Origin of the sequence: Thiohalophilus thiocyanatoxydans (genome assembly GCF_004366735.1) — a bacterium.
In the GTDB taxonomy this organism is placed as follows: Bacteria; Pseudomonadota; Gammaproteobacteria; order UBA6429; family Thiohalophilaceae; genus Thiohalophilus; species Thiohalophilus thiocyanatoxydans.
Genome location: NZ_SOQX01000011.1, coordinates 1 through 15,932, shown reverse-complemented (window position 1 = coordinate 15,932; position 15,932 = coordinate 1). Strand labels below are relative to the sequence as shown.

Annotated in this window: 12 protein-coding genes, 2 tRNA genes and 1 pseudogene; 4 read left to right on the top strand and 11 right to left on the bottom strand. The window is 57.2% G+C overall.

Going from position 1 to position 15,932, the window contains the following annotated elements; genetic code table 11:
* Positions 1–9: 9 nt before the first annotated feature.
* The 11 genes from EDC23_RS13750 to EDC23_RS13700 form a co-directional block, all read right to left on the bottom strand.
* Complete coding sequence (locus EDC23_RS13750; protein WP_166668880.1) at positions 10–1,647, bottom strand: putative bifunctional diguanylate cyclase/phosphodiesterase; 1,638 nt, start codon at positions 1,645–1,647, stop codon at positions 10–12.
* Between the two features lie 693 nt (positions 1,648–2,340).
* Positions 2,341–2,417: transfer RNA gene (locus EDC23_RS13745), tRNA-Met, on the bottom strand.
* A gap of 182 nt (positions 2,418–2,599) precedes the next feature.
* The gene (ychF, locus tag EDC23_RS13740) at positions 2,600–3,691 is read right to left on the bottom strand and encodes a redox-regulated ATPase YchF (protein ID WP_134085364.1); all 1,092 of its coding nucleotides are present in this window, start codon (positions 3,689–3,691) and stop codon (positions 2,600–2,602) included.
* Positions 3,692–3,873: 182 nt separating this feature from the next.
* Entirely contained in the window at positions 3,874–4,440 is a 567-nt protein-coding gene (pth, locus tag EDC23_RS13735; protein ID WP_243830798.1) for an aminoacyl-tRNA hydrolase, read from the bottom strand.
* Positions 4,441–4,490: 50 nt separating this feature from the next.
* Positions 4,491–5,141, bottom strand: coding sequence for a 50S ribosomal protein L25/general stress protein Ctc (locus EDC23_RS13730; RefSeq protein ID WP_134085362.1), 651 nt, complete (start codon positions 5,139–5,141; stop codon positions 4,491–4,493).
* 97 nt (positions 5,142–5,238) lie between these two features.
* Positions 5,239–6,177 carry a ribose-phosphate diphosphokinase gene (locus EDC23_RS13725; RefSeq protein ID WP_134085361.1) on the bottom strand — a complete coding sequence of 313 codons (939 nt, stop codon included), beginning with the start codon at positions 6,175–6,177 and terminating at the stop codon, positions 5,239–5,241.
* Between the two features lie 522 nt (positions 6,178–6,699).
* Positions 6,700–6,774 (bottom strand) — tRNA-Gln (locus EDC23_RS13720).
* A 32-nt stretch (positions 6,775–6,806) separates the two neighbouring features.
* Positions 6,807–7,682 carry a 4-(cytidine 5'-diphospho)-2-C-methyl-D-erythritol kinase gene (gene ispE / locus EDC23_RS13715; RefSeq protein ID WP_134085359.1) on the bottom strand — a complete coding sequence of 292 codons (876 nt, stop codon included), beginning with the start codon at positions 7,680–7,682 and terminating at the stop codon, positions 6,807–6,809.
* A 2-nt stretch (positions 7,683–7,684) separates the two neighbouring features.
* Positions 7,685–8,257 carry a Rieske (2Fe-2S) protein gene (locus tag EDC23_RS13710; RefSeq protein ID WP_134085358.1) on the bottom strand — a complete coding sequence of 191 codons (573 nt, stop codon included), beginning with the start codon at positions 8,255–8,257 and terminating at the stop codon, positions 7,685–7,687.
* Between the two features lie 9 nt (positions 8,258–8,266).
* Positions 8,267–8,857 carry a lipoprotein insertase outer membrane protein LolB gene (gene lolB, locus EDC23_RS13705; protein WP_134085357.1) on the bottom strand — a complete coding sequence of 197 codons (591 nt, stop codon included), beginning with the start codon at positions 8,855–8,857 and terminating at the stop codon, positions 8,267–8,269.
* Positions 8,854–10,611, bottom strand: a complete 1,758-nt coding sequence (locus EDC23_RS13700) for a tetratricopeptide repeat protein (RefSeq protein WP_134085356.1) — start codon at positions 10,609–10,611, stop codon at positions 8,854–8,856. Before EDC23_RS13700 ends, lolB begins: the two co-directional genes overlap by 4 nt.
* A 170-nt stretch (positions 10,612–10,781) precedes the next feature.
* Here EDC23_RS13700 and hemA point away from each other — a divergent pair, with 170 nt between their 5' ends.
* From hemA to EDC23_RS13680, 4 genes and pseudogenes are all read left to right on the top strand, one after another.
* Entirely contained in the window at positions 10,782–12,050 is a 1,269-nt protein-coding gene (hemA, locus tag EDC23_RS13695; RefSeq protein WP_134085354.1) for a glutamyl-tRNA reductase, read from the top strand.
* A gap of 12 nt (positions 12,051–12,062) precedes the next feature.
* Positions 12,063–13,148 carry a peptide chain release factor 1 gene (gene prfA / locus EDC23_RS13690; RefSeq protein ID WP_134085353.1) on the top strand — a complete coding sequence of 362 codons (1,086 nt, stop codon included), beginning with the start codon at positions 12,063–12,065 and terminating at the stop codon, positions 13,146–13,148.
* 156 nt (positions 13,149–13,304) lie between these two features.
* Positions 13,305–13,451 (top strand): annotated as a pseudogene (locus EDC23_RS14380) (carbonic anhydrase); the annotation flags it as partial.
* Positions 13,452–14,003: 552 nt separating this feature from the next.
* Complete coding sequence (locus EDC23_RS13680) at positions 14,004–15,032, top strand: GIY-YIG nuclease family protein (protein WP_134085352.1); 1,029 nt, start codon at positions 14,004–14,006, stop codon at positions 15,030–15,032.
* Positions 15,033–15,932 lie beyond the last annotated feature (900 nt).

Below are 15,932 nucleotides of genomic sequence, written 5' to 3'. Positions count from 1 at the left end.
AGTCCGCTCTCAGGCGGGACTGGTGAAGGGCCAGGTGATTGTATCGCCCGAGCGCGTCCTCGCCAGCCACTGCCGCAGTTCAGGTTCGGGCAGGGGCTTGCAGATATAATAGCCCTGCGCCAGATCGCAGCGCAGAATTTCAAGCAGATCATAGGCCTCCCGGTCCTCGACCCCCTCGGCAATCACCTGGCGTCCCATGTTGTGCGCCAGATCGATCGTGGTCCGTACAATGACGGCGTCGTTGTCATCACGGGTCATGTCGCGGACAAAGGATTTGTCGATCTTGATCTCATCCGCCGGAATCTGCTTGAGATAGGCCAGCGAGGAATAACCGGTGCCGAAATCGTCGATCGCCAGCGTCACCCCCATTTCATGTAACTGTTCAATCACCACACGGACGCTGTGCGAATCAGTCATCACACTGCTTTCAGTAATCTCCAGAACCAGTCTGGCCGGATTGATCCGGTAGCGCTCAATCAGGCTGCGCAGTTTATCCGGCAGCAAGACATCCTGAATGTCATACACAGTCAGATTCACGCTCATACGCAATTCGATATTATCATCCCGCCACTGCGCCATCTGCTGAATCGCCGCGTGCAATACATATTGTGACAAGAGGCGCATCTGATTCGATTGCACCGCCAGTGGAATAAACTCACTGGGCATGACCATGCCCAGCTCGGCATGCCGCCAGCGGGCCAGCGCCTCGACACCCCACACCTTGCCCCGGCCCAGATCGACGATTGGCTGGTAATAGAGTGTGATCTCGTGATTATCCAGTGCATCACGCAGATTACACAGCATACTCAAGCGGTCGGTAGTGTATTGATCGGCGCTGGCGTCATAAACAGCATACCCTGTGCCGCTGTCCTTGGCCTGATACATGGCCACATCGGCATGCTGAATCAGAATATCGGCCGAAGCACCGTCATCCGGATAGCGGGCCACCCCGATACTCAGGCCGATGGGAATTTGCCGCCGATCCACCTGAAACGGTTCACGCATAAACTGTACGATGCTCCGGGCCACCGTATTGGCGGTTTTTTCATCCGCACCCGGCAGCAACACGGCAAACTCATCACCCCCGAGGCGGACAAAGGTATCGGTTACCCGCAATATCTTCTTAATCCGCACGGCAACATACTGGATCAGTTTATCGCCGGCCTGATGTCCCATGGAGTCATTTATTTCCTTGAACTGGTTCAGATCCATCATCAGCACAGCGAACTCAAAATGCTGACGATCGTTTTCCTTAATCAATCCATCAACCTTCTCATACAGAAAATTCCGGTTCGGCAGGCCGGTCAATTGGTCATGATAAGCGTAATGCAGCTCGAGAGCGGAGATACGGCGGATATATTCAATACTGGAAAGACTGCTTCGGGTAATCAACAGCACAAACAGGCTGCCGCCGGAAAAAACCGCCGTGACCAGCACTTCAGCCAGCCCCGGGACTGACTGTCGACTCAGCATAATCAGCTGGGAAATGTACCCGGCAATAAATAGCAGCAACAGGATAAAAATGAAGTTCCAGGTAAGATCAGTACACTCTTTTTCCTGGCATATCTTTCTGACGGGCTGCAAAGAGGCAAGTAATAAAACCAGACCGACAACGATCAGGGACATCGTTATGTACTTCAGAATCATAACCCCACCTTTAATAATGCCCAAAAAGCCAGGCAAAAATGAATATGCCAAACAAGCGCTCTGAGTACCGATACAGCTATCAGTTGCTGCCGCGCCCATTCAGTCACTGTGTTTTATAAACATCTGTATTGAGTTATTAAATGACACAAGTACGCAAAGCGTTCACTGTTGTCCAACAGGGCGTGCTCAAAAATCAGCCACACGTTTTTTTAGAATCATTCAAATAAACCGGATTAAATAACTTACACTGCAACAAGGTTATTGTTACCGCATCCGTCACCCCGACACAAGCCCGGCGGACCTCTTCAGGGCGTGAATCAATCTCTCAAGAATGAAATAAATCGATAACGGATAATTTTTCACCAAAAAATAAAATGCTGAGTTCTGAGTTCTGAGTTCTGAGTTCTGAGTTCTGAGTTCTGAGTTCTGAGTTCTGAGTGCTGAGTGCTGAGTTCTTAGTTCTTAGTTCTTAGTTCTTAGTAGAGGCGCCAGAGGCCAGACCAGATACCAGATGCGGGGACTAGCAACCCGTAATACCTGTAGCCGCTCTTTTATGCATAGCCATAACCTCGGCTACAAATAATGGAGGGAAAACTCGAAACGGGTATTTGGATATGATGTGACAGGCAACGAAGGTTGGCCATGGGGGTTTGTCACTCGCCCCTAGTCACTAGCACCTAGAACCTGAGTTAATGGTGGCTACGCCCTGATTCGAACAGGGGACCCCATCATTATGAGTGATGTGCTCTAACCAGCTGAGCTACGTAGCCATATCTTGCTGGCCCGGACGGGCCCCACAGGAGCCGCGCATTGTCGGCATTCCGGACCGGGTTGTCAAGCCAGCCTTGCCCGCCTGGTGCCCATCCGGTTCAAAATCTTCAAATAAAATCAGCCAGTTAACAAATAAGGCGGACTGAGTTCCCGCTTGCGGGTGTCTCCCCGCCCTGGCATTTCAGACATTAAAGCGAAAATGCATCACGTCCCCGTCATGGACGATGTACTCCTTGCCTTCGAGACGCAGCCGGCCGGCTTCTTTGGCGCCGGCCTCGCCATTGTAGTGGACAAAGTCCTCGTAGCTGGTCACCTCGGCACGGATGAAGCCTTTCTGGAAATCGGTATGAATCACGCCGGCGGCCTGTGGCGCGGTGGCGCCGACCGGGACGGTCCAGGCCCGCACCTCCTTTTCGCCGGCGGTGAAATAGGTCTGCAGCCCCAGCAGGTCAAAGCCGGCACGTATCACCCGGTTCAGGCCCGGCTCCTCCAGCCCCATTTCGTTCAGAAAGTCGGCCATCTCCGCCTCGTCCAGCTCGGCGATCTCCGCCTCGATGGCGGCGCAGACCGGCACTACCGGCGCGCCTTCGGTGGCGGCGTACTCTCTGACCTTGTCGAGTAACGGATTATTCTCGAAGCCGTCATCATTGACATTGGCGATGTACATGGCCGGCTTGGAAGTCAGCAAAAACAGATCGCGTATCAGTTGCTTCTCTTCGGCATCCAGATCCAGCGCCCGGACCGGCTTGCCCTCATCCAGCGCGGCTTTCACTTTCTCGAGGACCGCGACTTTTGCTTTGGCCTCCTTGTCGCCGGATTTGGCCATCTTGCCCAGGCGGTTCTGGGCCTTTTCCACCGACTCCATGTCGGCCAGCGCCAGTTCGGTATTGATGATCTCGATATCGCTGACCGGATCGACCTTGCCGGCCACGTGCACCACGTCATCGTTCTCGAAACAGCGCACCACGTGGGCGATAGCCTCGGTCTCGCGAATGTTTGCCAGAAACTGGTTACCCAGCCCTTCGCCCCTGGACGCGCCCTCCACCAGCCCGGCGATATCGACAAACTCCATGGTCGCCGGCAGCACTTTTTGCGGCTTGACGATTTCTGCCAGCTTTCCCAGACGCGGATCGGGCACCGGCACCACACCCACATTCGGCTCGATGGTGCAAAACGGATAGTTCTCCGCCTGAATACCCGCCTTGGTCAACGCATTGAACAGCGTCGACTTGCCGACGTTGGGCAGACCAACAATACCGCACTTGAATCCCATATTCGTTCCTGTTCTGATGAAATTATTTAACGCAGAGGCGCAGAGGACGCAAAGTTTTTATCATTTTCCTGTGGAAGAATGGGTTGTTGCATGGAGCTCGGTACAATACATCAAGCAGGCAACAAGAACATTCATATTTTCTCTGCGGTTCTCTGCGCCTTTGCGCCTCTGCGTTGGGTTTTCTAGCCTCGATGAAGTTCGTTCATCGCTTTTGGAAGCTCACCTTCGAGAATTTCCGGCAAGACTTTGAGGGCCGCGTCGATGGCGTTCTCGATGGCGATGCGATCGTCCTTGCTGGCCTTTTTCAGTACATGGCCGGTGACCTGGTTTTTGTCGCCGGGATGGCCGATGCCGAGTCTGAGCCGCCGAAACCCGTTACCCCCTATCTTGCTGATGATGTCGCGCAGTCCGTTATGGCCGCCGTGGCCGCCGCCTTCTTTAAGACGGGCCGTGCCGGGCGGCAGATCCAGATCATCGTGCACCACAAGGATATTCTCTGTTCCGATTTTGAAAAACCGGGCCAGTGCCTGTACGGCCTGACCGCTGAGATTCATGTAGGTCATCGGTTTCAGCAGCCAGATATCCTGACCGGCATGACTGAATTTGGCGACCTCGCCATGAAATTTTTTCTCGGATTTGAAGACGGCGTGATGTTGGCGGGCGACTTCATCCACAAACCAGAAACCGGCGTTGTGCGGTGTGCCCTCATAGTCGGGCCCGGGATTTCCCAGACCCGCTATCAGTTGCACAGGTGCAGACAACGCCGGCTACCAGAGTCCGTTGAGACGAAGAAAAAGAGTTAGCTTTCTTCGCCGCCGGCTTCAGCGGCTTCCTCGCCGCCCTCTTCACCGCCTTCTTCTTCCTCTTCCTTGGCAGCGCGCGGCAGGTGAATAGCCACAACCGGCTGGTCATGATCATCGCCGTGCATCAGTTCCACCAGCTCAACGCCTTCGGGCAGTTTGAGGTCGGTCAGATGGACGGTCTGATCCAGATCCAGGTCGACCAGATCCAGCTCGATGTACTCGGGCAGGTGCTTGGGCAGACAGGATACTTCGACTTCGGTGATGTTATGGGTAATCACACCGCCTTCCTTGACGCCCGGGCACTTCTCTTCATTCATAAAGTGCAGCGGCACTTGCACGCGAATCGCCTCGGTGGCGCTGACGCGTTGCAGATCCATATGCAGGATATAGGGCTTGCCGGGATGGCGCTGCAGGTCCTTGATAATGGCCTGATCTTCGCTCTTGTCCAGCTTGATGGTCAGGATCGAGGAGAAGAACGCTTCGTTCTTCAGCTGATTGACCAGCTCGTCATGATCCAGTGTCAACATCACCGGATCCTTGCCGGCGCCGTACATCACGGCCGGTACTCTGCCCGTGCGACGCAGGCGGCGGCTCGCACCTTTGCCCTGATCGCTGCGGGGTTCTGCTTGCAATACAAAATCACTCATGGTGAATCTCCTGTTACATGGTGCGCAAAATGCGCGATGCCGTCCCCGCGACCAGGGACGGCGTTACCCGCCTGTAAAAAGGCGGGATCGTCAGCACTCAGTCGACAAACAGACTGCTGACCGATTCTTCACTGCTGATCCGACGAATGGTCTCCGCCAGCAGTTCGGCGATACTCAATTGCCGGATATTCGGACATTCACTGGCGGCCGGCGATAACGGAATCGTGTCCGTCACCACCAGTTCATCCAGCGATGAGTGGGTAATGTTATCCACCGCCGGGCCGGACAATACCGGGTGGGTACAGTACGCCACCACTTTACGTGCCCCGTGATCCTTGAGCGCGTTGGCCGCCTTGCACAACGTGCCGGCGGTATCCACCAGGTCGTCGACGATAATGCAGGTGCGATCCCGGACATCGCCGATGATGTTCATCACCCGCGCTTCGTTGGCACGCGGACGGCGCTTGTCGATAATCGCCAGATCCGCATCATCCAGTCGCTTGGCCAGCGCCCGGGCGCGAACCACCCCGCCCACATCGGGCGAGACCACCATCAGGTTGGGATACTTCTGCCGCCAGACATCCCCCAGCAAAATTGGCGAGGCGTAAACATTATCCACCGGAATATTGAAAAAGCCCTGGATCTGATCGGCATGCAGATCCACGGTCAATACCCGATCAGTGCCGGCAGCGCTGATCATGTCGGCCACCACCTTGGCGGTGATCGGCACCCGCGCCGAACGCGGCCGGCGATCCTGACGCGCGTAACCGAAATAGGGAATCACCGCGGTAATGCGCGCGGCCGAGGAGCGGCGCAGCGCATCGACCATCACGCACAGTTCCATCAGGTTGTCGTTCGACGGCCGGCACGTGGGCTGCACGATGAAAATGTCCTTGCCGCGGACATTTTCCATGATCTCCACCATCACCTCGTCGTCGCTGAACTTGCCCACCAGGGCCTTGCCCAGCGGCAGACTCAGCCGCGCAGTGATGTCCTGCGCCAGTTGCGGGTTGGCGTTCCCCGCAAAGATCATCATGCTGCGATCCGCTGCGCGGTTCCCGGGGAGATCCAGTTCTGGTCTGTTGTTTAGCATCATACTCTTTGGGGTAAGCGGAATGGCCCGGCCCGTTATATTTTATGACTGGGGCGAGGATTACTCTGCGCGGTCGCTCCCGGCGAATTTGTCGAACCTTTTCGGTTCTCATCCTGCCTCAACGCAACGTCGTGATTCAAAACCGGACGCTGTCGATCAGCCTTGCTTTACATTTATGGCTGGGGTGGCAGGATTACTCCGGGCGGTCGCTCCCGGCGTCCTGCCTCCCGCGACATTAGTACTTCCTGTACGTCATCCTGCCCTCCGCCCCTTCTGGGCCCGTGTCGCTGCGCTCCCCGGTTCAAATTTGAGTCGCTCCCGACATCCTGTCTCCCGCGACATTAGTACGTCCCTGTACGTCATCCAGACAAATTTGTCGAACCTTTTACGGTTCTCATCCTGCCTGGTCTTGACCCGTTTTGCCCTGCGATGATCTCACTTGTTAGCCGGCCATCGCAAAATTTATGGCTGGGGTGGCAGGATTCGAACCTGCGCATGCTGGAATCAAAATCCAGTGCCTTACCGCTTGGCGACACCCCAAAAAATAGTTCTGAGTCCTAAGTACTTAGTACTCAGAACTCGGTACTCAGTACTGTATTTAAAGGTGATTCGTTGACGCCCCGGGCGACGAACCCCTGCCAGTCTTCGGCCAGTTGCTGCCAGGCCGCATTGGCGGCTGACTCGGTTTCGAACGCCGCGAAGACGCAGGCGCCGGTGCCGGTCAGGCGGGCCGGGGCCAGGGCGTTGAGCGCATCCAGGGCCGCGGCCACCTCGGGGTAACGGGCGCGGACCGGCGCTTCACAAACATTGCCCCACTGCGGGCTTTCGGGCGCGGCCAGAAAGTCGCGTATTGTAATGGGTGGGCAATCCCGCCGCAAATGCGAATCGGAGAAAACCGCGGCTGTTGAGACAGTTACCGGCGGAATCAGCACCAGATACCAGCGATTCGGCAGGTCCAGCGGCTGCAATTGCTCGCCCACGCCCTCGGCCCAGGCGCTGTGGCCGCGTACGAAGACCGGCACGTCGGCACCCAGCTGCATGCCGAGTTCGGCCAGCGTATCGACGCCCAGGCGGGTATTCCAGAGGTGATCGAGCGCCACCAGGGTGGTCGCGGCGTTGGAGCTGCCGCCGCCCAGCCCCCCGCCCATCGGCAGGCGTTTGTCCACGCGGATATCCGTGCCGATCTCGACCCCGCCGGCCTCCTGCAGCAAGCGCGCCGCGCGCACCACCAGATCCTGCTCGGCCGGCACGCCCGCCAGCGCCGTGACCCGGTGGATCGCCCCGTCGTCGCGCAGCGAAAAGGCCAGCCTGTCACCGTAATCCAGCAACTGGAAGACCGTCTGCAGCAGGTGATAGCCGTCATCCCGGCGACCGGTAATATGCAAAAACCGGTTCAGCTTGGCCGGGGCCGGCCACCACCGGGGCGCTGCGGTTAACACGGAATCCATGCTCAGGTTCCTGGCGGCAGCAGGCGCAGGCGCTGTGCGCCGATCAGTTCGTAATCGGGGACGCGCAGGTTCTGTTGTTCGGCCACGCCCGTGTCGCGCAACAGACGCCCGGCCAGATCAAACCGTGCCCCGTGGCAGGGATCGACCCATTCCTGCCGGACGTTGTCCAGCCGCACCCGGCAGCCGCGCCGGGTCTCGTAGGGCAAGAAGACGAACACCTCGGGGTGGTGTGAGCGCCAGGCGGGATTGAGATCGCCCGGCTGGCGACTGTGGCGGGAGTCGGGATCCTGCAGCGCGTCCGGGCCCCGCGCCTCCAGCTGCGCGATCATCCCGGGCCCGCGACGGTAGATCCCGATCAGCTTCCCGTCGGGCCATTCAACGGTTTGATACTCGCCGGGCGCCAGCGCCGACCAGTCCACTTCAATCCGCCAGGGATCCGGGGCGGCCTCCGGGTCGCCGTCGCCGTCGCCAACCCCGATACTGGCGATCAACGCCGCCGCCAATGCCCCCAGCCCGGCAAGAAAGAACAATTTGACGGCGACGGAAAGATAGCGGCGGCGATCGGATGAAGTCATCGAATGAAATTACTGCAGCTGCCAGTCATCCACTACCAGCTTGACCTGCAGATCGTTCTTCGCCACCGTCAGGCGATCCGGTACGGCCAGCTCGCCCAGACGGGTATAGCGTTTGAAGGCCACGTGCCAGCTCTCCTGCTGCACCGAGGTCAGACGCGCCCGCGCGTCGTAGCGCGGCTGATCCTGTTCCTGCTGCGGATCGGTCAGCCCCAGGATCCAGTAGCGCAAACCGCTCACCGGCATCTTCACGCCGGTATGGTCAAAAAGCAGGCTTTCCGGATCGCGGGCATAGTAGATTTGCTTGTGAGCATCGCTCAATCGCACGCCCTGTGCATCGCCTTCCAGTTGCACCCGGCCGCTGCCGAACGGGCCCCACAATTCGATCTGATAGTCGTCTTCGTCCTGGCGCCAGATCACGTTCAGATGCCAGGCCTCGGCGCCGTTGACAATGGCCACCCGCCCTTTCACCTGCCAGGCCCCGATCTCTTCGAGCTGCTGCTGGCGCGCCTCCCGGCTTTGCGGCGCCGCCCGATCTGACTGCGGCGGCGCGGCACACCCGGCCAGCCACACCCCGGCAAGCAGAACCATCCAGACCTTCATCGGGTCAGCCGCTCGATGACGTTACGCAACAGCTGGTGCTCGGGCGCTTCGCGCAGGGCCTCTTCCCAGACCTCGCGGGCATCATCCCGGCGACCGGTGACCCACAACACTTCACCCAGGTGGGCGGCAATCTCCCCGTCATTGAGCTTGTTGAAGGCGCGCTGCAGGTATTTCAACGCCTTGTCGTACTCGCCCTGGCGGTAATAGGCCCAGCCCATACTGTCGATAATCGCCGGCTCATCGGGGTTGACCTTGTAGGCGCGCCGGATGAGCTCGAAGCCCTCGTCGACCCGATCGGTCGCGTCCACCAGGGTATAACCCAGGGCGTTGAGCGCTTCGGCATTGTTGGGTTCGTTATCGATAATGCGCTGCAGATCCGCGATGGTCTGCTCCAGCCTGTCCAGCTTCTCGGCGGTCAGAGCCCGGACATACAGCAAGCGGCTGTTATCGGGCATCTGCTCCAGTGCCGTGGTGTAAAGCTGGTAGGCCTGTTCATGTTCGCCCGCATTGTGCAGCAGCTCACCCTCGGCCAGATAGAGACGCAGCTGCTCATCCATCTCCTCGGTGCGGGTCGCCTGCAGATGTTTGCGTGCCGCCGCGAGGCCATCCCGTTCGACCAGGATCCCGGCGGCGCGGACACGGGCATCCACATAATGCTGACCCTCGTCGATCATGGTGTAGTAATCGAGCGCCAGCTCGTAGGCCTCCTGCATCTCGGCCGTCTGGCCCAGATAATAGCGGGCCTCGTTGACCCGCAGTTTTTGTGCAATCAGCTGTTTAAAGCTGGTCTCGGCCTGCTCGAAATCCTCCATCTGCAGGGCCAGCAACCCCTGTGCGTAGAGCGCATCGGCATGCCCGGGCTGGCGTTCCAGCACCGCGTCAAATTCCCGGCGGGCCGCGTCGAACTGTTCTTCATCCACCAGCTTGCGGGCCAGAAACAGCCGCAGGGCCACATCCTCCGGCCGTTCTTCCAGCTCCGCCCGCAACAGGCGCAGCAAGCGTTGGCTCTTCCCCTGTCGATGCAGGATATTGGCCCGCAGCAGATGCGCCTCGGACCAGTCCGGGCGCCCGGCCAGAGCCCGTTCGATGGCCGCTTCGGCCTGCTCCAGATCGTCCACCATCATGGCCAGATGGGCCAGCGCATACTGGGCGTCGGGATTCGCCCCCCGATCGGCCACCAGCTTCTGCATGGTTTCCAGGGCGACCTGCTGATCGTCCTCCTTGCTCAGCAGCGAGGTGATCAGCATATAAGGCTGCTGCTCCCCATCGTCCCCCTGACTCAGGTCCAACAACGCCTCGAAATGGGGTACCGCCTCGTCGACCCGGCCCGCGCGCACCAGCAAGGCAGCCAGCAGCTGGCGGGCCTCGGCGTTATGGGGCGCCAGCTGGACCCACTGTTCGGCCGCCTGCAGGGCCCGCGGAACATCCCGCGCATAGACGGCGATGCGCGCCGCCCGCTCGATGATACGCAGATCATTGGTGCTCTGGGCCGCCTTGCTGTAGCCCTCCACGGCGACATCCATGCGGTTACGCTGCAATGCGATTTCCGCCGCGAGCAGGTAATAGAGCACTTCGCCGGACAGCGATCCCGGGATCGGCATCCCGGTAGCGACTTCGGGTTCGGGCTCGGGCGCGGCGACCTCGCTGGTCTCCGGCCCCGGTTCGGGGGTATCATCCTGCGCTTCGGGTGGTGCGGGCGACTGGCAGGCGGCCAAAAACAGCGCCAAGCACATAATAAATATAAAATTTTTCATCAAAATACCGTTACAACCTGGACTTGATTCTGATCATTGTAGATGACATGGATAACCACTATAACCAACTTTCGCCGATTTGACGCTGATATAATATAGAATGTTGGGTGAGAACCCGATAAATCAAGCGGCAACCGGCCCCACAATACGGCTATTCAGGCATACAACGCGTGGCACTACTGGCATTTGGCATCAATCACAAGACCGCCCCGGTGGATATCCGGGAGAAGGTCTCCTTCGCCCCCGAAAAGCTCGAGGCGGCGCTGCGCGATCTGCAATCACGCGGGGCGGTGAACGAATGCGCCATCGTCTCCACCTGTAACCGCACCGAGCTCTACTGCGGGTTCGACGAGAATCAGAGCAATGTCGAAAACATCCTGCACTGGTTCCGCCAATACCATGACCTCGACGCCGACGAGGTCGAGCCCTATCTCTACACCCACCTGGACAACCTGGCCGTGCAGCATCTGCTGCGGGTGGCCAGCGGACTCGATTCACTGGTACTGGGCGAGCCCCAGATCCTGGGCCAGATCAAGGACGCCTACAACACCGCCAGTCATGCCGGCGCCATCGGTCGCCAGCTCAACCGCCTGTTCCAGCATACGTTCTCGGTCGCCAAGCAGGTGCGCACCGACACCGCCATCGGCGCCAGCCCGGTCTCGGTCGCCTTCGCCGCAGTCAACCTGGGCAAGCGAATCTTCTCCGATCTGGGCAAGCACACCGCCATGCTGGTCGGTGCCGGCGACACCATCGAACTGGTGGCGCGGCATCTGCAGGAACAGGGCATCAAAAAGATCATCGTCGCCAACCGCACCGTCGAGCGCGCCCAGTCACTGGCCGAAGGCTTCGGCGGCGAGGCGATCACCCTCTCCGACATGCCGGCGCGACTGATCGAGGCCGACATCATCATCTCCTCCACCGCCAGCCAGTTGCCGATCCTGGGCAAGGGCGCGGTGGAGCGGGCGATAAAAAAACGCAAACACCGGCCCATGTTCATGGTCGACATCGCCGTGCCGCGCGATATCGAACCGGAAGTCAGCGAACTGGCCGATGTCTATTTATATACGGTGGATGATCTGCACGACGTGATCGAGGAGGGCCGCCAGTCGCGCCAGGAAGCGGCGCGCCAGGCCGAGGAGATCATCGACAACCAGGTGGATCACTTCATGGGCTGGCTGCGCTCGCTCGAAGCCGTGGACACCATCCGCAGCTTCCGCGAACAGGCCGATACGATCCGTGACGAGGCGCTGCAAAACGCCGAACGCCAGCTGGCCGCCGGCAAGGATCCGCAAGAGGTCGCACAGGAGCTGGCCCGCACCCTGACCAACAAACTGATCCACAACCCCTCGGTCCGGATGAACCAGGCCGCCTTCGAAGGCCGCAAGGATCTGCTCGACACTGCCCGCCATCTGCTCGGCATCAAAGACGACGAAGCCTGAGTCCGTAGTCAGATGAAAGCCTCCATCCAGTCCAAGTTGGAAAACCTGGTCGATCGCCTCGACGAAATCAACGCGCTGCTGGCCGACCCAGATGTGATCGGCGATCAGAACCAGTTCCGCAACCTGTCGCGCGAATACGCCCAGATCAATCCGGTGGTCGCCACTTTCAAACAATACCAGGAGACCCTCATCGCGATCGACGAGGCCCGCGCCCTGCTGGAGGACGCCGACGGCGAGATGCGGGAGATGGCCGAGGAAGAACTGCGCAGCGCCGAGCAACGCCAGGCACAGCTGGAAGACGAACTGCAACGCCTGATGTTGCCGCGCGATCCCAACGACGACAAGAACATCTTTCTGGAAATCCGCGCCGGCACAGGCGGTGACGAAGCCGCGCTGTTCGCCGGCGATCTGTTTCGCATGTATTCACGCTACGCCGAACAACAGGGCTGGAAACTGGAGATCCTGAACGAAAGCGAAGGCGAGCACGGCGGGTATAAAGAGATCATCGCGCGCATCGCCGGCAACGGCGCCTATTCACATTTAAAGTTTGAATCCGGCGTACATCGTGTGCAACGCGTTCCCGAAACCGAATCCCAGGGCCGCATCCACACCTCGGCCTGTACCGTGGCGGTCATGCCCGAGGCCGATGATATCGAAGAGGTCGACATCAACCCGGCCGATCTCAAGATCGATACTTTCCGCGCCTCCGGCGCCGGCGGCCAGCATGTCAACAAGACCGACTCGGCCATTCGCCTCACCCATCTGCCCAGCGGCATCGTGGTCGAATGCCAGGAAGAGCGCTCGCAACACAAAAACCGCGCCAAAGCCATGTCGCTGCTGCAGGCCAAACTGCATCAGGTGGAAGTCGACAAGCAACAAAGCGACCAGGCCCAGACACGCAAATCATTAGTCGGCAGCGGCGATCGCTCCGAACGCATCCGCACCTACAACTTTCCCCAGGGCCGCATCACCGACCACCGCATCAATCTCACCCTCTACAAACTCGAAGAAATCATGCAGGGCAACCTGGATGAAGTCATCAACCCCCTCAGCGACGAACACCAGGCTGACCTGCTGGCGGCCATGGCGGAAGAATAGGTCCTCTTTTCGGGTTCTCTGGAAATAACGCGGAGGGCGCGGAGACGCGGAAACGCAGAGAAAATAACTCTGTTTAATTCGCCAGCACCGTAGGTCAGGTTGCATGGAACGCTACCTGACATCCTCGCTATCGGGCTGACTGACCGTCCCGACAACGAACAGAACGTCATTGAAGACGTCCAGCGCATCCGTAACCATCCGCTGGTGCCGGAAGATATTCCGATATACGGGTATATCTATGATGTGAAAAGCGGGAAGTTGATGAAAGTGTCGGAGGCGACGAAGGTCGGGAAGGCTAAATAGTCGAAATCTCGGATCTAGTTCCCTCCCCTTCCAGGGGAGGGTTAGGGAGGGGTGATAAAAACAAACCCTGTCAAAATTGTTCGCCCTCCGGGCGCCCTGAATCTTGAAAGCGCTGACCCGCCAGCGCGCCTCGGGTTCATTTCGTTGTGACGCGACAACGAAACGAACCAAAGAAAACGCGCCCGAAGACGCCGCCGGTTCAGCCATTTCCAATGGCTAAACCGGTTCCCTGCGCTTCTCGCTCCGGTCGGAGCTCGCCAGACGGCACCTCCTTGTGCCGACTGGCGAGTGCGCGCCTCCCTGCGCGCACCCTTCGGGCTATTCCTCCCTCCACTGCGATGCTCGGCGGCGTCTAACGGGATTGAAAATAGACTAGCAAGCCCGGGGAACCCCTTAGATGCAATTGCTCTTCCATTTCCGGCCTCGAAAACCCGCAATCAATTGCTAGTATTTAATGTATCCAAAATTTGACAATAATTTATATAGGCAGAATCTGCCTAAATCCGGTAAAGACAGATTCTGTCTAAGTCACTGTTAGGCGAAGATAACTGAATGGAAGAATCAGAAAACTATAATAAGGGTTACGTTTATATCCTTGAAGCAAAGGATATTGACCTTCCAGTATGCAAAATCGGGATGACGACCAGAACCCCTCATGAAAGATGCAACGAAATTAACAACAGTTCTACTGGTGATTTCATTTGGTCGGTGGCACACTACATTGCTGTAGATGACTGTAAAAAACTAGAATCTCTTGTTCATTCCAAATTATACCCTCTACGTCAAAAAGGTCGTGAGTTTTTCAATATAAATGCTGATGATGCAAATACGGCATTACTTTCTATATTTGATAAGCAAACAGAAATAAATAAAATAAATATTGAAGAAATAATCCCTCTTAAAACAAAACCGAAAAACGGAGCTAAAAAGCGCAAACATACATTCAGGCGTATTGATTCAGAATATGCTGAGCTACTCCAACTCTTCACCTCATTGCTTAACGTTAAAGGCAGGCCTTTTGGTCAACTAAATAAACCTAGTTTTGGTATGAGCGATGGAAATGAGGGAGTGCAATGGAATCTATCGGTGAATACTGAAACGGAAGAAATACGACTTGGTGTTAACCTTGAAGGAAGTGCAAAGACCGGAAGATGGCTAATTGCCCCATTCATTTTGAATAAACCAAGCATAGATAAAATTAAATCGAAAATAAATCATCCTAATAATATAACCCTTCAGTTTTCCCGTGATGCGTGGCAGGGTGCATCAAGACTAAATATTAAAGAGAAATTCATAGGTGGTCGAGAATACCCATTATCAGAAATTGATCAGAATATATGGTCTTCAATTTTGGAAGAAGCATTAACTTGTCTTGATGAAAACAAAAATTATCGTGGTAGAAAAAGAAATCAACCTGTCACGCTAGAGTCGAATGGCAGAGAGCTCATGAAAGATATTTCTCCGCACCTAACAATATGGACTTATTTAAGTATCGAAGGAGATATAGAAGGAAATATCAAAAACAAAATTTCCGAGTTACAGCCCGTCTATGATTGGGTAGTGGAAGCAAGTCAATCATAAAAAATCACCTAACAAGGCGTTCGTTGGGGAGAGGGGGACGTAGGAATTAAATTTTTACCAACCCAGTATCATTAAAAGCGGCAACCCTTTAACAACACTTTTCTTCGCTAGTCTGTTTTTAATCCCGTTAGACGCCGCCGAGCATCGCAGCGGAGGGAGGATTAGCCCGAAGGGTGGCGGCAGGGATGCCGCCACTCGCCAGAGTGGCCAAGGATGGCCCTTCTGGCGAGCCCGACCGGAGCGAGAAGCGCAGGGAACCGGTTCAGCCATTGGAAATGGCTGGACCGGCGGCGTTTTCGGGCGCGTTTTCTTTGGTTCGTTTCTTTGTCGCGTGACAAAGAAATGAACCCGAGGCGCGCTGGCGGGTCAGCGCTTTCGAGAACAAGGGCGCCCGGAGGGCGGTCATTTAGGAAGTAGATTTTGATCACCCCGCCCTAACCTTTTATGCCCTCTAGGCTGCTCCCCCTGTAGGGGAGGGAATAAAAGATGAGGCGCGAGAGCCCGCTTTGAAAATTCAGCAGCCCGGAGGGCGATCCTTTTGATAGAGACTGGATGCTTGATCACCCCTCTGTGCAAACCGATCATAATTTACGAATTAAACCGGGCACATAGTTTACATTTTCGGGCATTTACCTACCGTGCCAGCCCCGGGCTGGCACGATCTTTCCTGTCTTTTCATCGAGAATTCCCAACGTGTGAAAGCGATAGCGGAGCTCCCATTAAAGGGGTCAAAACCCTTTAACAGCCCTTTCCATCGCTAGTCTGTTTTTGATCCCGTCAGACGCCGCCGAGCATCGCAGTGGAGGGAGGATTAGCCCGAAGGGTGCGCGCATGGACGCGCGCACTCGCCAGTCGGCACAGGGATGTGCCGTCTGGCGAGCCCGACCGGAGCGAGAAGCG